The organism is Pseudomonas sp. McL0111 (genome assembly GCF_052567255.1).
Genome location: NZ_CP199585.1, coordinates 4944681 through 4961288, shown reverse-complemented (window position 1 = coordinate 4961288; position 16608 = coordinate 4944681). Strand labels below are relative to the sequence as shown.

Genomic DNA, 16608 nt, shown 5'->3' with positions numbered 1-16608 from the left:
TCGTTATGCGTCCATCGCCCGCCGATACTGCCGAGTCCGTCGACCTATGTACAACTGATCGAGAATCAACGCCCAGACTGCCGAGACCTTGGGATGCGGTTTGCGGCCGCGACTGAGCCGCTGGATCTGAAAGCGCACCACGGCCATGCTCGCCAGTGCCGCCAGCGGTTTGCGTTTCCAGCGAATCGGCGGCAACTGCGGGTGGCTGTCAGTGCCTTCACGCCACTGTTTAACCAGCCCCGGTTCAACGGCCAGTGCTGTAGCGATACCGGCCATGGCGACGCCGCTATCCAGCACTTGCTCGACGACCGCGCGGCGCCTGATGCCGCCAGTCACCATGACCGGCATGCGCGCCACGCCTGCCAGTTCGCTGGCCATGTCCAGAAAGTATGCCTCACGCGCGAGTGTCCGGCCGTCGCGGGCTTCACCTTGCATGGCCGGCGCTTCGTAGCTGCCACCCGAGAGTTCGAGCAAGTCGATGGCTTGCTCATTGAGCCATTCGATCACCTGCCGCGCATCATCGGTGTCGAAGCCACCACGCTGAAAATCCGCCGAGTTGAGTTTGACCGCCACGCAGAAGTCTGGCGAAACAGCCTGGCGAACGGCCTCGATGACAGACAGCAACAGGCGTGCGCGATTTTCCAGCGAGCCGCCCCATTGGTCTGTGCGGCGATTGGTCAGTGGCGAGAGAAACTGGCTGAGCAGATAGCCGTGCGCCGCATGAATCTGCACGCCAGTGAAACCGGCCTTTTCCGCGAGTACGGCGCTGGTGGCAAAGCGCTGAATGACTTCTTCGATGTCGTTTTCGGTCATGGGTTTGGGTTCGGCGAACATCTTCGAGAACGATCCCAAATCCATTGCCACCGCGGAAGGTGCCCAGGCTTGTTGGCCCAGATTGGCCTGGGTCTGGCGTCCGGGATGATTGAGTTGCATCCAGAATTGCGCACCGCCGGCGCGGCCAATGGTTGCCCATTGCCGAAAGCGTTGCAGATGACGTTCGTCCTCCAGCACTACGCCACCCGGGCCGGTCATGGCCCGGCGGTCAATCATCACGTTGCCGGTCAGCAACAATCCCGCGCCACCCTCGGCCCAGGCTTGATACAAGCGATACAGCGCGGCGCCGGGTGCCTGTGCTATGTCGGCGAGGTTTTCTTCCATGGCGGCTTTGGCGATGCGATTGCCGATGGTCTGGCCGTTGGGCAGTTGCAGGGTTTGGAAGGGTGACATGCTTGACTCCTCGTCGGTAATGCAGTGAGGCTAAGCTTAAAGTTAACTTTAATGTCAAGCGTAGAGAACGAGGCCGCAATGAAGATCGGTGAATTGGCGCAAATGAGCGGCTTGAGTGCTTCGCGCATTCGTTTCTATGAGGCGCAAGGGCTGATCCCCAAGGTCGAGCGTGGTGGCAACGGTTATCGGCGTTATCCGCCGCAAGTCCTGCAATCGTTGAATATCATTCGGCTGGCGCAGCAGGCCGGGTTCAGCCTTGAGGAACTCAAGGTATTACTGCCTGACGCGGCGACCGGTGAGTTCAAGGAAGACGAACTGATTGCCGGTCTGACGCGCAAAGTCGAGCAGATCGAAGCGATGCAGTTGCAACTTGCGCAAAACAAGGCGCGACTTCTCGGCGTGATCGACGACATTCGCACCCGGCCGGAGGGTATGGGTTGTGGCGCGAATGCGGAGCGAGTGATGGGGAAACGCGATCTTTGAGGGCTGGCTTGCCAACGATAAGGACGAGCGAGGTGTAGTTCATACAGATTTTGAAATGATTTCGCGCTGGGGATTCAGGCACTACAGCCTGTACTCTCCAAGGCCAATTTTGATTCAGGATTTGCATGAACACCCTCTCGGAGCCTCCCGGTTATCTGACTCCCTCGCGCCACGGCGCGGTCTTGACGCACTCGCAACATCCAGTCTTTCGACTTCCGACTATCGTACTCAACGCAGCCCCAGAGCTTTCGCGTTGTGTTTTGCCGTGTCTGGCAGCCTGAATTCACTGATTAGAGATCAAGACATTTTATGGAATGGATAGCTGACCCCACGGCCTGGCTTGGCCTGTTGACCCTGATCGTGCTTGAGCTGGTGCTGGGTATCGACAACCTGGTGTTCATCGCGATTCTCGCGGACAAACTGCCGCCGCATCAGCGTGACCGGGCACGAATCATCGGCCTGTCGCTGGCGCTGATCATGCGTCTGGGCCTGCTGGCGAGTATTTCCTGGCTGGTTACTCTCACGCAGCCGCTGTTTGAAGTGTTCGACAAGAGCTTCTCCGGTCGCGACCTGATCATGTTGTTCGGTGGTGTGTTCCTGTTGTTCAAGGCAACCATGGAACTGCACGAAAGGCTCGAAGGCCATGTCGGTGAACGCTCGACCAACACCGCTTATGCGCTGTTCTGGCCAATCGTCGCGCAAATCGTGGTACTGGACGCGGTGTTCTCGCTCGACGCAGTAATTACCGCTGTGGGTATGGTTGATGAACTGGCGGTGATGATGATCGCCGTGATCATTTCCATTGGCCTGATGATCGTTGCGAGCAAGCCGTTGACCCGTTTCGTCAATGCGCACCCGACAGTGATCATGCTGTGTCTGGGCTTCCTGATGATGATTGGCTTCGCGCTGACCGCTGAAGGCCTGGGTTTCCACATTCCGAAAGGCTATCTGTACGCGGCCATCGGTTTCTCGATCCTGATCGAGGTGTTCAACCAGATCGCCCGGGCCCGTCGCAAGCGTTCGATGCAGGGTTTGAAACCGATGCGTGAGCGTACGGCGCATGCGGTGTTGCGTTTGCTGGGTGGCCGCAAACTGCAGGAGGAGGAGGTTGGCGAGGAGATTTCCGACCTGCTCGATAATGGCGAAGCACCGAGCACAGAGCTGTTCGACCGTCGTGAACGAGTGATGATCAGTGGCGTGCTGCAACTGGCCGAGCGGCCGATCCGTGCCCTGATGACCGTGCGTGCCGATGTCGACACGATTGATCTGGCCGACGACGCCGAAACCATTCGCACACGCCTGATGCATTCGTCCTACTCGCGCTTGCCGTTGATTCGTCACGGTGTGGTGGATGAACCGCTGGGCTTCGTCCACAAGAAGGAGTTGCTCAAGGTTTACCTGGCTGGCGAAGAACCGAACCTGGAGCATCTGGCGCGCAAGACGATCAATCTGCTCGACAGCTATTCGATCCTCAACGCGCTGGAGCAGATGCGTCAGGCGTCGACCCACATTGCGTTTGTGGTCAACGAATTCGGCGACTTTGTCGGCGTGCTGACCATGACCGACATTCTTGAGTCGATTGCCGGCGAGCTACCGGACGCCAGTGAAATCGAAGGCCCTGATGTGGTTGAGGAGCAGGGTGGTTTTATCGTCAACGGTGCACTGAATCTGATGCGCGTTCGTGAGCGCACCGGGTTTGGTGCGCAGCCGACCGAGGACTACCAAACCCTGGCCGGGCTGGTGATGAGCCTGCTGGATCGATTGCCTGTGGTGGGTGATCGTCTGGAGTACGAGGGCTGGCAGATGACGGTGGTGACGGTAGAGGAGCGGCGGGTGACGCGGGTGTTGCTGGTGCGTGAGCCTGGGTAAATCCCCGGGATTTTCATCGACTTTGGCGGCCGCATCGCTAGCAGGCTAGCTCCCACATTTGATTTGTGTGATACGCAACTCCTGTGGGAGCCAGCCTGCTGGCGATGGCGTCTAGTTGGACTTCCCAGGAGTCATCAGTGAAAGGTAAGTCTGTCTTTCCCGCTATGCTTTGACTCATATAACGCTTCATCGGCCTTGATCAGTGCCTGATTCAGGATGTCCGCGTCCTCAACCCGGGCCAGACCGATACTGATGGTCACCGGATACAGGGTCTGCTGTTCACGGACTACCGGCTCAACTCCCCAGCCAGCACCTCGAGATCCTCGCGGCGCACGCTGGCCAGATAAATCGCAAAACAGCATCGACAGCCAGGTGTAGCCCTGGCCGGCAACGAAACTGACAATCAGGTCGAACACCACCCAGACGCTGATGCTTGTAATGTAGATCAACAGGCAAAACGGGTGCAGCCGCTCGAATTCATGCTGGATGAACTCTTTCCTCAATTCGGCGGGAGCGGCTTTTTCAGGACTTTGTCTTCAATGGGTTTGAACATCGCTGCTCTGATGCTTGAGTTGGTTGTCGAGAATCACACGGCCCCATGGCCGGTAGCGCAAGGAAAATACCGCGCTCTGATGACAGCCGGTCGAGGCTGCGTCGGGAGCTGCCGGTTCAGCGCGAAACGCCTGGCCATCGCGGCTGACCTGACGGAACGCCTCACGCACGATGCCCACGGAACAGGGCAGAGCACTGGCATAACCGTTACGCACCAGCGGCGCCAAGCGACCAGTACCGGCACCGTCCTGCCACCAGACTTGCATACCGACCTGACTCATATCTGCAAGCCACTTGGCGTTGACTGTCGGCGCGAGCTTACCGGCGCTGAATGCACTGATGTGCAGCGGCGCATCAAGTTTTCCGGCGAAATCCTTCAACTGTCGTTGCAGGGTGACCCGGCGATCCACCGCCAGAAAGTGGTAGTCATCCAGCTCCAGTGGCAGATACCAGCCAGTGACCGGCAGCTTCCAGCCTTTGCGCAATTTCTGTTGTTGTGCCAGTGACTGACCAAGCTGAGCCTGCCAATAACCGGCGAGCCCCGCGCTGTCCAGTTCGTCGATGCGTTGGTAGTAGGCCGGGTCCATCGCCAAACCCAGTACCAGCTGCAATCTCTGCTGTTGAGCGAGTTTCAGGCTGTTGGCGAGCCAGCCAGTGGCGCCGCCGAAGTCCGAATCACCGTACGCGGTCCATTGCACGATCACGGTTCGCGTGCCTTGTTTCGCCGTGTCCTGCCAGATCTTTTGCCATTGCGCCTGACTCAGGCCGGCATCGACATTCAGCGGCTGATAGAACACTCGCTCATCGGCTCGCGCAACCACCGCGTCGAGCATCAGGCAGAAGAACAACATCCATCGAGCCATCAGAAATTCCACTCCACGCCCAGCAGCACACCATTGCCGCCTTCATACAGATTGCCGCCCAGCGACTGTTGATATTCGGTGCGCACCGTCAGCTTCGAGCGGTAGGCGTTGTAGCGGTCATCGTCGTACCACCACTGCCAGCGCAGACCGACACCGGTGCGTAGATCCTGGCGCCAGTCGTTGCTCGGGTCCTGACTGGCAAACTCAAGGAATCCATAAGGCATCAGGGTCTGTGCGCCATTGAACGGCAGTTTCCAGGTGTGACCTTGCTGGAAGCGTGACAGCCACTGGTGATCGCCTGCCTTGGTCCACCATGCGGCATCGAGGTAGAGGAAACGTTCGTCCCAGTCGCTTTCATCAACTCGCCAGTCGTTGCGGTATTTGCCTTGGTCGAGGAACGAGGCAGTAGAGCGCAGCAAGTAATCGGTGGTGGTGTGGCCGTCCTTGCGATGGTCGTCGAGTTGATCCCACAACTTGCTTGGATTGATCAGTTCACCGAGGCTCAAACCATGATTGTCCTGATCATCGAACTGGCTTTGTTTGTAGATCTCCGCATAGAAATTGATATTGGTCGTGCCCCACGGTTTGTAGCGCAGGCCCACGCCAGTGGCGAGTGACTCCGCATAGGTGGAGCGGCCCTGACCACCGAGCAGCACCCGGCCATAAACCGAGAGCGTACTGCCGGCGCGGCTGGGTTCTTCACCCAGGGCGTGATCCCACATGGCCATTTGCACGTTCTGCGAATTTGCACTGCGGCGAGATCCGTTGGATTCATCCGGGCGCAAGAAGTCGTTGGTCGACACCCCGGCCGGCGACCAGGTGCTGGCAATCGTGAAGTTGTCACGCCGCGAAAGCGCTTCATGGGCGCGCCGCTGACGGTAACGCCGGGCTTCCATGCTGCCGTCTTCATCATCGGCAGCCACCGGATTCTGTTCCAGATCGATCACGCGGCGCAGTTCCTTGCGCGCCGAGGCACTGTCTTCAACTTCGTCATAACGCCAGGCGAGGGTCTCACCGAGGCGATAATCCTCAGGGAAATCACGGGTGGCCTGTTGCAGATACGGGATGGCGGTGGCGCGCTCCTTACGATCCTTGGCACCGGACAGGCGCATGCCGTAATCGGCCCGATAACGCGGATTGTTCGGGTCGCGGCGTACGGCTTCGGCCAGCCATGCGGTGCTTTGCGGCAGATCCCCAGCCTTTTGCGCCGTGACCGATGCCGCATAGAAGTGCCCGGCATCCGGAGCTTTTTGCAGCGCCTGACGTTGCCGTTCAAGAGCCTTAACATGATCGCCACGGGCGTCGGCAATCGCCGCGCCGAGCGCCCATTCGTTGGCACTGCGCGTCGTGCTTTGCTGCCAGTAACGTTCTGCGCTCTGACTGTCACCGGCGTTAAGTGCGCTGCGACTGGCGGTCAGTCGAGCATTTTCGCTGAGGTCAGCGGCGGGGATGCTGCGCCAGATCGCCAGTGCGCCAGCGGAATCACCCGCCGCCTCAAGGGCGTAGGCCAGTGGTAAACGGCTGCCACGGTCACCGAGTTTTTCCGCTTGCTGGTAATAGACCACGGCTTCACCGGGCCGATCAGGCATTGCACAGCGTCCGAGGGCTCGATAATCCCCGGCAGCTTGCGGATGGTTGCCGATGGCTTGCTGTACTGCATCGCACTGACCGGTTTCGGCCAGTTGGGCGAGCAATTGCCCTCGGGTAGCGCCGTCGACATGGCCGAGCAGGGCGGCCATGCGCTGCTGTTGCGCGGGGGTTGTGCTGTTTGACGAAGCGTACAGCCCGGCCAGACGTTGCAGCGCAGTGGCCGGCAAACGTGAACCGTGACGATCGTAGGCGTCTTCCAGCAATTGTTGCGCGTGGTCACGACGGCCAGCATTGAGTGCCAGATAGCTCGCCTGATTCAGTGAAGCGAGGTTACCGGTCTGCCGATAATGACGCTCCCACAGTTCAGCAGCTTCGTTGTTGCGACCGAGGCTTTGCACCAGTTCGGCGCGGCGCTTGATCACATCGGCGGTTTGCGGCTGACTGGCGAGCCAGGCCATGACTTTGTCGCTTTGACCCTGTTCCTGCCAGACATCGAGCAGTTGCTGACGGCGGCGACTGTCCCACGGCTCAGGCAGGCGAGTCGATTGCAGTAGCTCTGTGGCTTGCAGGCGCTGGGCGAGCACCAGCCAGGTTTGCGGATCGTCATTCGGCTGGCAACTGCGGAACTGCGCAGCGGCGGCTTCCGGATCATGTCGCGACAGCCATTCGACGGTCTCCAGGCACGGCCGCTGCAAGTCGCTGCTAAGACGCTGCACGGTTGCTGCATCTTCCGTCTGCCGCGCCAGTTCCCACAGACGCTGACGTTGCGCGGGATCGGCCAGATCGGCGGCCGGCAACGATTGCAGCCAGCGTTGCGCCTGTTGATCGTGACCCATGGCGATGGCGCGGTCGACCATAGCCAATCGGGTTTTGCGCGCTGCTTCGGGGCTTGGTGCCTGTAGCAACAATTGCTGCAACGGTTTCTCGTCGAGACGCTGCACGTAGGCATTGGCCAACCGTTGCCAGCCTTCGGCATCCAGTTGTTTGCGTGCGGCAAGTGGCGCCAGTTGATCGATGGTGCCGCTCCAGTCGCGCAGTTGTTCCGACCAGTTGGCACGGGCCAGACGCAGGATGTTGTCGTCGCCCTTGGGCGACAACTGTGCGAGCCAGTCGTGGGCCTTGGCTGCACCACCGAATTTGGCCAGGCTCAGGCTGTAGGCCTGCCACAGTTGGATGCGATCATTCAGGTTGCTGGTGGCCATCCACTGTTCGACTTGCGTGCTGCTTGGCGGGTCTTGCTCGATCCAGGTCAGGCGCAGATCGAGCAGTGCTTCGCTGTCGTCGGGCAGTGCTTGCACAGCGTCCTTGTAGCGGCGTTGCTTGGCCAGCGATTGCACCAGCAATGCGCGGGCCTCATCGTTTTTCGGGACTTTTTCCAGCAAGTGACGCACCAGGCGTTCGACTTCTTTCCAGTTGCCTTTCTTGGCCTCACGGTAGCTGCGATCCATATATGGATAGCTACGGAACTGTTCGAAGTCGCTCAACGGTGCGGCCTGTATCGGGTGCGCCACACTCATCGCGAGCAGCAGGCTGCTGGTCAACAGGGTTTTACGGTGGGCGATTTTCATGCGGCAACCTCCCGAACGATGCGGTAGGCGGCTTGTTGCTCGCTGGCCTGATCGGCGAGCGCTTGTTCGAGCACTTCTTGAGTGATCATGCCCCGGGATATCAGGTGCTCGCCGAGAGACATCTGCTCGGCATCGAAGTCGATCAATGCCTGATTGAACAAGGTCGGCGGCACCATGCCGCGTACTTGCAGCAGATTGCCGAGCAGCACTTGATGGCGACCAACGCGCTCCATCAGGGCTTCATCGTCCTGATGTCGCTCAAGCACTTGCAGCATATAACGCACTTCCTCACTTTGGCGGGGGCTGGCGTACCAGTAACGAATCCCCAATGTCACACGGCCCTGCGGCGCCAGACGGCATCGCACCGGGCGCTTCAATTGACGGCTGATGGCGCCCAGCGAGACCTGACTGACCGGACCTTCGGCGGCCAGCACCAGCGTGTCGCCTTCTTCGGCGACCGGCAGCACGCCGTAGTGCGAGGCGACGCGGCGCGGAACCGCCTCGATCAGACGTTTATCGAGTTTGAATGGGTTGAGCGGGGCCCATTCCAGATCAAGCTGTTCGGCCAACGTCTGCACAAGCTGGGTGCTGTCGATGTACTCACGCAGCAACAATTCGCGACCGAGGCGGCGACGTACCGGGCTGGTAATCGCGGCTTCCAGTTGTTCTTCGGTGAGCAGGCCTTTTTCCACCAGACGATGGCCGAGTGGAGTGCGTTGCGCCTTGGTCAGTGCCGGGAATTCGTGAGTGGTCTTGTCCCACGCCACGCGCCGCGAGTCGCCCATTTCCATGACCTGTTTGAGTGCGCGCAGGTTGGCGAAGAAATTGACGAAGTTGCTCCACATCATCCGTGGCGCTGACAGCAGGCCTTCGATCAGTCCGTAGTAACGGGTGACGAACCAGCAGCGCTGGAATAGCCGGTTAAGTAACATGAAACCGTTGAGCCACAGCAGCACCGAAAGCAGCGCGCTGTCCGACAGAATCGATTGAAAACGCCATGAGTCAGGTGAAATCACCGTCACCAGCCACATCACGATCAACACCACGAACAGCAGATTGACCAGGAAACTCAGCATGTAAGCGATCAGGCCGCGACGGTCGCGCCACAGGAAGTAATTGAGCAGGCCTTTGCTGCTCCAGCCGAGGTTTTTGGTGCCCTGGAATACGATGCCGACGATCCAGCGCGATTTCTGCCGGATCGCGTGTTGCAGGTCTCGAGGGAAATGCTCGCGAACGCAGATCACCTGGGAGAACTCGCGGTTCATGCCGAACGCCCAGGGTTGCTCCAGCGCCAGCTTCGGATCGGTGACCGAGTAACGGGCGAAAATACACTTCATGCCTTTTTGCTTGAGGCGGAAACCGATGTCGTAGTCTTCGGTGAGACTTTGCACATCGAAAGCGATGCCGTCACCGTCTTCGAGCAGGGCGCTGATGGCCTTGCGGCTGAAACAGGTGCCGACACCCGCGCTTGGCACCTGACCGGTCAAGGCCTCGCGAACGATGACGTCCTTGCCGTGATTCTCGGCGAACTCATCGACATAGTGGCCGGCGGTAAAGCCTTTCCATTCAGGTGCATACGGGTAAACCGGGATCTGGATCAGGTCCTTGTTCGGCAAAAGGTAGTTGTAGAGGCGCAGTTCCATCGGCGAAATCACGTCTTCGGCGTCATGCAGGATGAACCCGGAAAACTGGATTTTCGCTTCGCTTTCAAAACGCAGGATCGCGTCGATGATGTTGTTCAGGCAGTCAGCCTTGCTGGTCGGGCCGGGGCGGGCGCACACCACTTTATGCACGTTGGGATAGTGCTGGCAGACCGCATCGACGTCCGACTGAGTCTCGGCGTCGTTGGGATAAGTACCGACGAAAATCTGATAATTCTCGTAATCGATGGTCGAGGCGGCCAGGCGCGCCATTTCGCCGACCACGCCGACTTCATTCCAGGCCGGCACCATGATCGCCAGAGGTTTTTCCGGGATCGCATACAGGCGCTCTTCATCGGCGCGCTCGAATTTTTCGTAGATCCGCCAGCGCCGGATCAGTTTTCGGCCCCAATAAACAAGATCGATGAACAGGTCATCCAGGCCGAGGATGAACATCAACAGGGCAAGGGTGATTGCCAGATATTTAAGACCAAACAGCACATACGTAAAAAAGTCGACCCAACCCAGACTCATACCCCGTTCCCCGCCGAGCGCGCGCTCAGCCAGGCGTGGAGGCGGGTGGCGATCAACTCGCTGGCGTGGCCGTCGCCATAAGGGAAATGGATGCGACTCATGCGGCTATAGGTGTCTGCGTCATCCAGTAACTGGCTGGCTTCCTTGACGATGCGTGCCTTGTCGGTACCGACCAGCAGCATGGTGCCGCTTTCCAGCACTGACGGCCGCTCCGTTACGTCACGCAGCACCAACAACGGTTTGCCGATGGCCGGGGCTTCTTCCTGCACGCCGCCGGAGTCGGTCAGGATGAAATGCGCACGGCCCATCAGCCAGACGAAGTTCGGGTAGTCCTGCGGGGCGACCAGATAGATGTTGGGTTTGTTGGCTAGCGTGCCGTACACCACTTGCTGCACCAGTGGATTGAGATGCACCGGATAAACGAATTGCACATCCGGGTAGCGCTCGGCCAGTTCAGCCAGCGCCTGACATATATTGTCGAACCCGCCGCCGAGATTCTCCCGTCGATGGCTGGTGACCAGGACCATCCGGCGCTGGTCGTCGAGTACCGCCAGCGGCGAGTCGGCGGCCGGGTGCCAATTAATTTGCTCCTGGTGCGCGCGCATCCACAGCAGCGCATCGATCACTGTGTTACCGGTGATTTCGATGTTGTCCTGGGGCACACCTTCGCGCAGCAGATTGGCGGCGGATTTCGAGGTCGGCGGGAAATGCAGGTCGGCAATCACCCCGGTCAAACGCCGGTTGGCTTCTTCCGGCCATGGCGCACGCAGGTTACCGGTACGTAAGCCCGCTTCGACGTGGCCGATGGGCAGTTGCCGATTGAACGCGGCGAGGGCGGCGATGAAGCTGGTTGTGGTGTCGCCGTGGACCAGCACGATGTCCGGCTTGACCCGTTCGTAGGCTTGATCAAGTTGGGCGAGCAAATTCTGCGAGAGACCGTTGAGGGTCTGGCCCTGGGTCATCACTTGCAGGTCTTCGTCGACTGTCAGCTCAAAGGCGTCGAGCACCTGAGTGAGCATCTCTCGATGCTGGCCGGTAGAGCAGATGTTCAGTTGGATGTCAGGCCAGTGACGCAGAACCCGAGCCAAAGGGGCCATTTTTATGGCCTCCGGGCGAGTACCGAAAACCATCATGACTTTAAAAGACATTGACCCCTCCTGAGACATGGCAGCGCGGTGGCCAGGTGGCCATCAGCGTGTGTTCTCTTACTGAGAAATAAATGAAAGCAGCCGGATGGGAGCTTGTCCAATCCGGCAAGACGCTTGATTGATACCGATCATGTGGAACAAAAGTGCCATCGGTTGATGGCTCTTAGCCGGCACTTTCAGGAAAAGTTCCATCGGCGTGCACGCTGGATCGTGCAGAGGGTGCGCAAGGCGCGGCGGAGCCAGGCCAGATCATGCTGCGGTTTACGCTTGTCGGTCGGTGCTTTGGTCTTGCCGATGTGGTTGGCGAAGTTTTTGGCCAGTGTCTCTTCGGTGCCAATGCCTTTGAGTTTTTTCAACAGTTTGCCGTTCTTGTAGAACAGCACGGTCGGCGTGCCGGTGACCAATGGATGGCGCGGCGACTCACGGGTGTTAAGCATGTAGATATTGGCGCGATGCCGGTACGGTTCGGCGACCTGACGAAATACCGGCCCGGCGAACTCGCAGGCAGGGCAGTGCTCATTGGCGAAATACAGGATCACCGGGCGCCAGGTTTTCAGGGCTTTGCGGTAAACCGGGGCCAAGAGGGAAGAAGAGGTCATCGTGCTCACTGTTATCTCCTTTTCAGTGACCATCCGAGAACGATTCGAAAGTTAAGAGCAGAAACCAAAGCGTGTCTACTGTCAGACCTGACAGGTGTGCGAATACTTTTTTGAGCGCTGAATGAATGGGCTGCTTCCTGAGCACATTGATTCCCAATGACGCATGGAGGTGTTCGACTCAAAGACAGGACCTTCAAACATGAGTGCAGAAAATCTGATTCTCAATGGTGATTTTTCTCAAGGCGAAAAGCACTGGGAAATTTATAAGCCAATTCACAATCCAAGAGCGAAGGCCGAGTTCCGTGACGGTTATTGTCATGTCGAGTGGGGTGTCATGGTGAGCCAAACAGTGAAACTGGAAATCGGCAAGTACCGTCTGAGCTTTGAATCTCTTTTTCGCGAGGCTTCCGAGAGCTATGTAAATCTGGCTCTGGAGATGACGGGTTACCGGCAAGAACTAAAAATTTGGCCTGGGAGTGATTACTCACACAACGCAATCGAGTTCGAGGTTACTAAAGTTGCAGATGATGAAAAGGATTGGTTTTCATTGGGGCTGAATGGGCACCAGGCCGGCGGGAAGTTTCGCAAGATCAAGCTCGTTCAGATTTCTTGACCCTTAACGACTGAAGCGCAGAGTAAGAAGCTGATTCTCACAGAAAAGATCTTGTCGGGAATCGGATTCAATCCAATCCGATCCCGACAACCCTGAAAGGGTGCTGAGTGCTCACCAAACGTGTCACCAATGCCCAACTTTGTAGCTAATCGTAGCGCTGGATTTTCCTGCGTCTGCGTACCACCGTTACCTCTAAACTGTAACTCGCTGATTCAAAACACGTTTTTTTATATGAGACGGTCACTGAGACCTGTGGCACACTTTCTGCTGTCTATTCCGTAGTAACAAACCGAGTTCCGGTATAGCGGAATAAACACCATCCTGGAGTGCTTGCCATGCATCGCCGACCTTCCTTGTTCAAAGCGTGTGTTTTTGTTCTTGCGGCTTCGTCCGCTGTCATGGGTATGGCGCAGGCCGCCGACAGCAAGCTCGACAGTGTTCTGGCTCGCGGCAAATTGATCGTGGGCACTGGCAGCACCAACGCTCCTTGGCATTTCCAGGGCGCGGACGGCAAGTTGCAGGGGTTTGATATCGACATCGCCAGGATGGTGGCCAAAGGGTTGTTCAACGATCCGAGCAAGGTTGAGTTTGTCGTGCAGTCGTCCGATGCGCGGATTCCCAATCTGCTGACCGACAAGGTCGACATGAGCTGTCAGTTCATCACTGTCACCGCCAGCCGTGCGCAGCAAGTGGCGTTTACCCTGCCGTACTACCGTGAAGGTGTTGGCCTGTTGTTGCCGATCAACAGCAAGTACAAGGAAATCGAAGACCTGCAAGCGGCCGGCGACAGTGTGACGGTGGCCGTGCTGCAAAACGTGTACGCCGAAGAACTGGTGCATCAGGCGCTGCCCAAGGCCAAGGTCGATCAGTACGACAGCGTTGATCTGATGTATCAGGCGGTGAACTCCGGTCGCGCCGATGCCGCTGCTACTGACCAGTCCTCGGTCAAATACCTGATGGTGCAAAACCCTGGCCGCTATCGCAGCCCGAGCTATGCGTGGAGCCCGCAGACCTACGCGTGCGCCGTCAAACGCGGCGATCAGGACTGGCTGAACTTCGTCAACACCGCACTGCATGAAGCCATGACCGGTGTTGAATTCCCGACGTATCAAGCCTCGTTCAAGCAGTGGTTCGGTGTTGACCTGCCATCGCCCGCGATCGGTTTCCCAGTCGAATTCAAATGATCCCGTGAGAGTGGGGCGATACAAGTCGCCCCGCTCAAGGTACTGCTGACCATGAACTATCAGTTGAACTTTGCCGCCGTGTGGCGCGATTTCGACACCTTGCTGGCGGGGCTCGGTCTGGGTCTTGAGCTGGCTCTGGTGTCGATCGCCATCGGCTGCGTGATCGGCCTGCTGATGGCGTTTGCCTTGTTGTCCAAGCATCGCGTCTTGCGGGTGCTGGCATCGGTGTATGTGACGGTGATCCGTAACACGCCGATTCTGGTGTTGATTCTTTTGATCTACTTTGCGTTGCCGAGCCTGGGAATCCGTCTGGACAAGATTCCCTCGTTCATCATCACGCTGTCGCTGTATGCCGGGGCGTACCTGACCGAAGTGTTTCGCGGTGGCTTGTTGAGCATCCCCAAAGGGCAGCGCGAAGCCGGGCTGGCCATCGGTCTCGGCGAGTGGCAGGTGAAAGCCTATGTCACGGTGCCGGTGATGCTGCGCAACGTTCTGCCAGCGCTGTCGAACAACTTTATTTCGCTGTTCAAGGACACCTCGCTGGCCGCCGCAATTGCGGTGCCGGAGCTGACCTATTACGCGCGCAAGATCAACGTGGAGAGCTACCGGGTGATTGAAACCTGGATGGTCACCACGGCGCTCTATGTTGCGGCCTGTTACCTCATTGCCATGCTGCTGCGTTACCTCGAGCAGCGTCTGGCGATCCGCCGATAGGAGGCTGCGATGTACGAATCTCCCAGTTGGTTACATGAATTGTGGATAGCGCGGGACGTGTTGTGGCAAGGATTCCTGACCAGTGTTCAGGTCTCGGCGCTGGCGATTCTGTTCGGCACGATGTTGGGTGTGGTAACCGGGCTGGTGCTGACTTACGGCAAGTTCTGGATGCGCGCACCGTTCCGTTTATACGTTGACCTGATTCGCGGTACGCCGGTGTTTGTGCTGGTGCTGGCCTGCTTTTATATGGCGCCGGCGCTGGGTTGGCAGATCAGCGCGTTTCAGGCCGGTGCATTGGGCCTGACGCTGTTCTGCGGCTCGCATGTCGCCGAGATCGTGCGCGGAGCATTACAAGCCTTGCCTCGCGGACAGATGGAAGCGGGCAAGGCGATTGGTCTGACGTTCTATCAGTCCCTCGGCTATGTGCTGCTGCCGCAGGCGTTGCGGCAGATCCTGCCGACGTGGGTCAACTCGTCCACCGAAATCGTCAAGGCTTCGACCTTGCTCTCGGTGATCGGCGTGGCCGAACTGCTCCTCAGCACTCAACAGATCATCGCCCGGACCTTCATGACGCTGGAGTTTTATCTGTTCGCCGGTTTTCTGTTCTTCGTCATCAACTACGGCATCGAGTTACTCGGCCGGCACATTGAAAAGCGGGTGGCCCTGCCATGACTCAAGCACCAGTTTCGAACGTTAACAACGGCCAGCCGCTGCTGGATATTCGTGGCCTGCACAAGCAATACGGCGCGGTCGAAGTCCTCAAGGGCGTGGATCTGAGCATGCAGCGCGGCAATGTCGTGACGCTGATCGGCTCCAGCGGATCGGGTAAAACCACGCTGCTGCGCTGTGTGAACATGCTCGAAGAATTCCAGGGCGGGCAGATCCTGCTCGACGGCGAGTCTATTGGCTATGACGAGGTCAACGGCAAGCGCGTACGTCATGCGGAAAAAACCATCGCCCGCCATCGCGCGATGACTGGCATGGCGTTCCAGCAATTCAACCTGTTCCCGCATCTGAGCGCTTTGCAGAACGTCACCCTGGGCTTGCTCAAGGTGAAGAAAATGCACAAGGACGAAGCCGTGGTGCTGGCGGAGAAATGGCTGGAGCGCGTCGGCCTGCTGGAACGGCGCAATCACTTTCCCGGTCAGTTGTCCGGCGGTCAGCAACAGCGCGTGGCGATTGCCCGGGCGATTGCGATGAACCCGAGCCTGATGCTGTTCGACGAAGTCACTTCAGCCCTCGATCCGGAATTGGTTGGCGAAGTGCTCAACGTGATCAAGGGTCTGGCCGACGAAGGCATGACCATGCTGCTGGTGACCCACGAAATGCGTTTCGCCTTCGAGGTCTCGGACAAAATCGTTTTCATGAATCAGGGGCGGATCGAAGAGCAGGGCCCTCCCAAGGAGCTGTTCGAACGCCCGCAATCACCGCGGCTGGCAGAGTTTCTCAAAAGCACGCGGTTCTGACTTTTCACTTTTGTAATCAGGAGAAACACCCATGAGCATTACTCGTTACGGTACCGGCAGCACCGCCGCTGGCGGCCAGCCGCGTCCATTCGCGCGCGCCGTTGAAGCCGATGGCTGGTTGCACGTTTCCGGTCAGGTGCCGGCGGTGGATGGCGAGATCATTGTTGGCGGCATCGTCGAGCAGACCCACCAGACCATGAAGAACCTGATCGCGATTCTCGAAGAGGCGGGTTATGGCCTGGAAGACGTGGTGCGTGCCGGGGTTTGGCTGGATGATCCGCGGGACTTCTCCAGTTTCAACAAGGTCTTTGGCGAGTACTTCAAACCTGAGCATGCACCGGCCCGGGCCTGCGTGCAGGCGAGCATGATGGTCGATTGCAAGGTTGAGATCGACTGCATCGCTTACAAGAAAAAGGCCTGAACCGAGTTGCGCCCATCGCGGGCAAGCCACGCTCCCACAGGATTGTTGGTGTACATGCATTCTTTGGCTGTGCACAGATCCTGTGGGAGCGTGGCTTGCCCGCGATGGCGGCCTAACGGTCGACGCAGCACTCTCGG

14 protein-coding genes and 1 pseudogene are annotated in these 16608 nt (G+C 58.4%); 8 read left to right on the top strand and 7 right to left on the bottom strand.

Annotated elements, in window-relative coordinates:
- Positions 1–3 precede the first annotated feature (3 nt).
- Positions 4–1227: an NADH:flavin oxidoreductase/NADH oxidase family protein gene (locus tag ACTWLJ_RS22515; protein WP_445178506.1), complete on the bottom strand. Its 1224-nt coding sequence runs from the start codon at positions 1225–1227 to the stop codon at positions 4–6.
- Positions 1228–1305: 78 nt separating this feature from the next.
- On the opposite strand from ACTWLJ_RS22515, the gene ACTWLJ_RS22510 reads away from it, so the two are divergent.
- On the top strand, positions 1306–1710 hold the full coding sequence (locus ACTWLJ_RS22510) for a MerR family transcriptional regulator (RefSeq protein WP_445178505.1): 405 nt from the start codon (positions 1306–1308) through the stop codon (positions 1708–1710).
- 309 nt (positions 1711–2019) lie between these two features.
- Positions 2020–3579: a TerC family protein gene (locus tag ACTWLJ_RS22505; RefSeq protein WP_445178504.1), complete on the top strand. Its 1560-nt coding sequence runs from the start codon at positions 2020–2022 to the stop codon at positions 3577–3579.
- 134 nt (positions 3580–3713) lie between these two features.
- Here the strand turns inward: ACTWLJ_RS22505 and ACTWLJ_RS22500 are convergent.
- The 6 genes and pseudogenes from ACTWLJ_RS22500 to ACTWLJ_RS22475 all read right to left on the bottom strand — a co-directional run.
- A pseudogene (locus tag ACTWLJ_RS22500) lies at positions 3714–3934 on the bottom strand (diguanylate cyclase domain-containing protein); the annotation flags it as partial.
- Between the two features lie 181 nt (positions 3935–4115).
- Entirely contained in the window at positions 4116–4994 is an 879-nt protein-coding gene (locus ACTWLJ_RS22495) for a DUF4434 family protein (RefSeq protein ID WP_445178503.1), read from the bottom strand.
- Positions 4994–8152, bottom strand: coding sequence for an NfrA family protein (locus tag ACTWLJ_RS22490; RefSeq protein WP_445178502.1), 3159 nt, complete (start codon positions 8150–8152; stop codon positions 4994–4996). Before ACTWLJ_RS22490 ends, ACTWLJ_RS22495 begins: the two co-directional genes overlap by 1 nt.
- Complete coding sequence (gene nfrB, locus ACTWLJ_RS22485; RefSeq protein ID WP_445178501.1) at positions 8149–10326, bottom strand: cyclic di-3',5'-guanylate-activated glycosyltransferase NfrB; 2178 nt, start codon at positions 10324–10326, stop codon at positions 8149–8151. The genes ACTWLJ_RS22490 and nfrB overlap by 4 nt, the downstream gene beginning before the upstream one ends.
- A complete protein-coding gene (gene wecB / locus ACTWLJ_RS22480; RefSeq protein ID WP_445178500.1) occupies positions 10323–11474 on the bottom strand; it encodes a non-hydrolyzing UDP-N-acetylglucosamine 2-epimerase in 1152 nt (383 codons plus the stop codon). Before wecB ends, nfrB begins: the two co-directional genes overlap by 4 nt.
- A gap of 176 nt (positions 11475–11650) precedes the next feature.
- On the bottom strand, positions 11651–12073 hold the full coding sequence (locus tag ACTWLJ_RS22475; RefSeq protein ID WP_445181401.1) for a thioredoxin family protein: 423 nt from the start codon (positions 12071–12073) through the stop codon (positions 11651–11653).
- Positions 12074–12272: 199 nt separating this feature from the next.
- On the opposite strand from ACTWLJ_RS22475, the gene ACTWLJ_RS22470 reads away from it, so the two are divergent.
- The 6 genes from ACTWLJ_RS22470 to ACTWLJ_RS22445 all read left to right on the top strand — a co-directional run bounded on the left by ACTWLJ_RS22470 (position 12273) and on the right by ACTWLJ_RS22445 (position 16471).
- Complete coding sequence (locus ACTWLJ_RS22470; RefSeq protein WP_445178499.1) at positions 12273–12686, top strand: hypothetical protein; 414 nt, start codon at positions 12273–12275, stop codon at positions 12684–12686.
- Positions 12687–13021: 335 nt separating this feature from the next.
- Positions 13022–13870 (top strand): transporter substrate-binding domain-containing protein, encoded by an 849-nt coding sequence (locus ACTWLJ_RS22465; protein ID WP_445178498.1) that lies wholly within the window; start codon positions 13022–13024, stop codon positions 13868–13870.
- A 51-nt stretch (positions 13871–13921) separates the two neighbouring features.
- Positions 13922–14584, top strand: a complete 663-nt coding sequence (locus ACTWLJ_RS22460; protein WP_445178497.1) for an amino acid ABC transporter permease — start codon at positions 13922–13924, stop codon at positions 14582–14584.
- Positions 14585–14593: 9 nt separating this feature from the next.
- Positions 14594–15256, top strand: coding sequence for an amino acid ABC transporter permease (locus ACTWLJ_RS22455; RefSeq protein ID WP_401209461.1), 663 nt, complete (start codon positions 14594–14596; stop codon positions 15254–15256).
- Positions 15253–16050, top strand: a complete 798-nt coding sequence (locus ACTWLJ_RS22450) for an amino acid ABC transporter ATP-binding protein (protein WP_445178496.1) — start codon at positions 15253–15255, stop codon at positions 16048–16050. Before ACTWLJ_RS22455 ends, ACTWLJ_RS22450 begins: the two co-directional genes overlap by 4 nt.
- Before the next feature lie 31 nt (positions 16051–16081).
- Positions 16082–16471 carry a RidA family protein gene (locus ACTWLJ_RS22445; RefSeq protein WP_007912330.1) on the top strand — a complete coding sequence of 130 codons (390 nt, stop codon included), beginning with the start codon at positions 16082–16084 and terminating at the stop codon, positions 16469–16471.
- The last annotated feature ends 137 nt before the right edge of the window (positions 16472–16608 follow it).